A 3,147-nucleotide genomic window follows, 5' to 3' on the forward strand; every position below is an offset into this window, starting at 1 on the left:
CGGGTCCGCGTCAAGGACGGGCGCGGTCCAGGCGCCGCCCACCCGGCGCGCGGCGTCGACCTCGCGGCGGAAGCGGGCGCGGAACTCCTCGTCGAGCGCGAAGTGCGGATGCACGATCTTGACCGCGACCGTACGACCGCCCGCGCTGCGCCCGAGATAGACCCGGCCCATCCCGCCGGAGCCGAGCCGTCCGAGCAGCCGGTAGGGCCCCACGACCGTGGGTTCGTCGATGCCGAGCGGTTGCATGCCGTCCACCCCTCCCCCGTACGACTTCCAGCAGGGTAGTGCGCCGCACCCCTCCGGTTCCTACGGCTGGAGCAGATCCGCTGTCCCGGTTTGCTACGGCCGGAGCAGATCCACCTTCACGTCGGCCGGGAAACCGTTCGCCGGCCCCAGCCGGCGGGAGAATTCGGTGACCGCGGCCAGCTGGGGTGCGCCGAAGCTGAAGTCGAGGGTGGTGAAGTACCGCTCCAGGACCTCCTCGTCGAAGTCCTCCCAGCGGGCGGCCTGTTCGGCGACCTTGCCGACCTCCTCCAGGGAGAGGTCGCGGGAGGCGAGGAAGGCCTCGTGGACCTTGCGGGTGATGACCGGCTCGCGCTCCAGGTACTCGCGGCGGGCGGCCCACACGGCGAAGACGAACGGCAGCCCGGTCCACTCCTTCCACAGCGCGCCGAGGTCGTGCACTTCGAGCCCGAAGCGGGGCCCGTCGAGCAGGTAGGCGCGCAGCGCGGCATCGCCGATGAGTACGGCGGCGTCGGCCTCCTGCATCATCAGGCTCAGGTCGGGCGGGCACGTGTAGTAGTCGGGCTGGACGCCGTAGCGGTCGGCCAGGAGCAGCCGGGCGAGCCGCACGGAGGTCCGCGAGGTCGAGCCCAGGGCGACCCGGCGGCCGTCCAGCTGGTCCAGCGGGACCTGCGAGACGATCACGCAGGACATCACCGGGCCGTCGCAGCCGACGGCGATGTCGGGGAAGACGACCAGGTCGTCCGCGTTCTTGAGGAACTCGGCGGTGGCGATGGGCCCGATGTCGAGGTCGCCCTGCACCAGCTTCTCGTTGAGCTTGTCCGGGGTGTCCTTCGTCAGCTCGATGTCGAGAAGGGTGCCTGTCCTCGCGAGCCCCCAGTACAGGGGCAGGCAGTTCAGGAACTGGATGTGGCCGACGCGCGGCCGGGTGCGAGAATTGTCCACAACGTGAGGCTAGACCTCATGAGGTACGCTCCATACTTCGGCCCCACAGTCAAGCCTTTGGCGATCTTCAAACGTCCGGGTGATGTGATCTTGGCCTCTATTGCTTTCGGCTGCCCACATGCTAGGCTCGCCGCCAAGTTGCAGTTTGGTTTCCCTTGCAGTACAGAGCCTGCGGAGCATGTAACCGCAGGCTCTAGTCGTTTTCAGACGTATGCAGTAGTGCGGGACTTGTTTTCACACTTGCAGGGTTCTGGAGCAGGGCAACCCTTTGGGCCCAAGGAGGGCTTATGGCTACCGGAACCGTGAAGTGGTTCAACGCCGAAAAGGGCTTTGGCTTCATCGCCCAAGAAGGCGGAGGCCCCGACGTCTTCGTTCACTACTCCGCGATCAACGCGAGCGGCTTCCGCTCGCTTGAGGAGAACCAAGCGGTCTCCTTCGACGTGACCCAGGGCCCGAAGGGCCCGCAGGCGGAGAACGTCACCCCCGTCTGAGTCACCTGATCGCAGTCATTCGGTCTCGGAGCCTGGTGCTTTGATCCGGAACGGAAAGCAATACCCAAGGAGCCCCGCGCCGCAAGGCGACGGGGCTCCTGCCTTTCCCCGCACGGAGACCCGAGACCTCACACGTGCTGCATGATCAGCACGAACATGGTCCCGGCCGCCAGCGCCTCGTAGGTGTGCGGCACATCGCCCCGGTACGCCATGTAGTCCCCGGGCCCGAGCTCCACTCCGCCGCCCTGGCCGTCCCCCTTGGGCCCGGCCTTCACCCGACCCGCGCTGACGACGATGTGCTCCACCGTCCCCGGGATGTGCGGTTCGGAGTCCCGCACGGTCCCGGGCTCCAGCCACACGTAGTAGATGTCCCGCCGCGCCCCCGGCGGGCTCGCCGAGAGCAGCGTGGCCGTGTAGCTGGACTGCTCGGAGTGGACGGTCGGCCCGCCCCCCGCCCGGATCACCTGCACGGACGGCGCCGGCGGCTCCACCAGCACACTGAACGGCACCCCGAGCGCGACGGCCAGCGCCCAGATCGTCTCCATGCTCGGATTCCCGCCGGCCGCCTCCAGCTGCGACAGCGTGGACTTCGCGATACCGGCCCGCTTGGCCAGCTCGGAGAGGGAGAGCCCCGCACGGGTGCGCTCGCGGCGCAGCGCGGCGGCGATCCAGTCCAGCGGGAGCCGGGTCGGCACACGGGACGCATCAGACGTCATGTTCGCTCCATCGGTACGATCGTTCGCCTTGACGAACGCATCCTCTGCTGTTCATTCTAGAGAACATGCGTACGGCAGACCGAACACCCTCCTCTCCTGCGGTGCTCCCGGAGATAATCCGGGACGCTTCCCTCATCTGGCTGGCCGGCGGCATCGTGGGAGTCTCCTTCGGCGCGATCGCGGTGGCCGGCGGGCTGCCGGCCTGGGTCCCGGTGGTCATGTCCCTGGTGGTCTACGCGGGCTCCGCCCAGTTCAGCGCGGTCGCCGTACTCCTCGCCGGCGGCGGCCCGCTCGCCGCGACGGCCACGGGCCTGCTGCTCAACACCCGCACGGCGGCGTACAGCCTGGCCGTGGCCGACATCCTGGGCAGCGGCTGGTTCTCCCGACTGGCCGGCGCGCACCTCGTGACCGACGAAACGGTGGCCTTCGCCCTCGCACAGCAGGATCCGCTACGCCGCCGGACGGCGTTCTGGGTCTCCGGGCTCGGCCTGTTCGCGGCCTGGAACACCGGGGTGCTGATCGGGGCGCTCGCCGGAGGCGCACTCGGCGACACCGACGCCTACGGCCTGGACGCGGCCTTCCCCGCCGTCCTCGTGGCCCTGACGCTGCCCGCGGTGCGCAAGGACGCGGGGGTACGGCGGGCCGCGCTGCTCGGTGCGGCCGTGGCGGTCGGGGTGACGGTGACGCCGTCCGTTCCGGCGGGGGTGCCGGTGCTGCTGGCCCTGGTGGGCCTCGCGCTGTACCGGCGGGGG

Annotated in this window: 4 protein-coding genes and 1 pseudogene; 2 read left to right on the top strand and 3 right to left on the bottom strand. The window is 69.6% G+C overall.

Annotated elements, in window-relative coordinates; translation table 11 throughout:
* A pseudogene (locus tag R6V09_RS49640) lies at positions 1-246 on the bottom strand (serine/threonine protein kinase); the annotation flags it as partial.
* Between the two features lie 93 nt (positions 247-339).
* Positions 340-1,188 (bottom strand): menaquinone biosynthetic enzyme MqnA/MqnD family protein, encoded by an 849-nt coding sequence (locus R6V09_RS49645; RefSeq protein ID WP_317888016.1) that lies wholly within the window; start codon positions 1,186-1,188, stop codon positions 340-342.
* Positions 1,189-1,475: 287 nt separating this feature from the next.
* Here R6V09_RS49645 and R6V09_RS49650 point away from each other — a divergent pair, with 287 nt between their 5' ends.
* The gene (locus R6V09_RS49650; protein WP_003998944.1) at positions 1,476-1,679 is read left to right on the top strand and encodes a cold-shock protein; all 204 of its coding nucleotides are present in this window, start codon (positions 1,476-1,478) and stop codon (positions 1,677-1,679) included.
* 128 nt (positions 1,680-1,807) lie between these two features.
* On the opposite strand, the gene R6V09_RS49655 is transcribed toward R6V09_RS49650, so the two are convergent.
* Positions 1,808-2,395 (bottom strand): helix-turn-helix domain-containing protein, encoded by a 588-nt coding sequence (locus tag R6V09_RS49655; protein ID WP_317888017.1) that lies wholly within the window; start codon positions 2,393-2,395, stop codon positions 1,808-1,810.
* Between the two features lie 65 nt (positions 2,396-2,460).
* Between R6V09_RS49655 and R6V09_RS49660 the strand changes: the two genes are divergently transcribed.
* The coding region (locus R6V09_RS49660; RefSeq protein WP_317888018.1) for an AzlC family ABC transporter permease at positions 2,461-3,147 on the top strand (687 nt) is incomplete at its 3' end.

The organism is Streptomyces sp. W16, assembly GCF_033194735.1.
GTDB lineage: Bacteria > Actinomycetota > Actinomycetes > Streptomycetales > Streptomycetaceae > Streptomyces.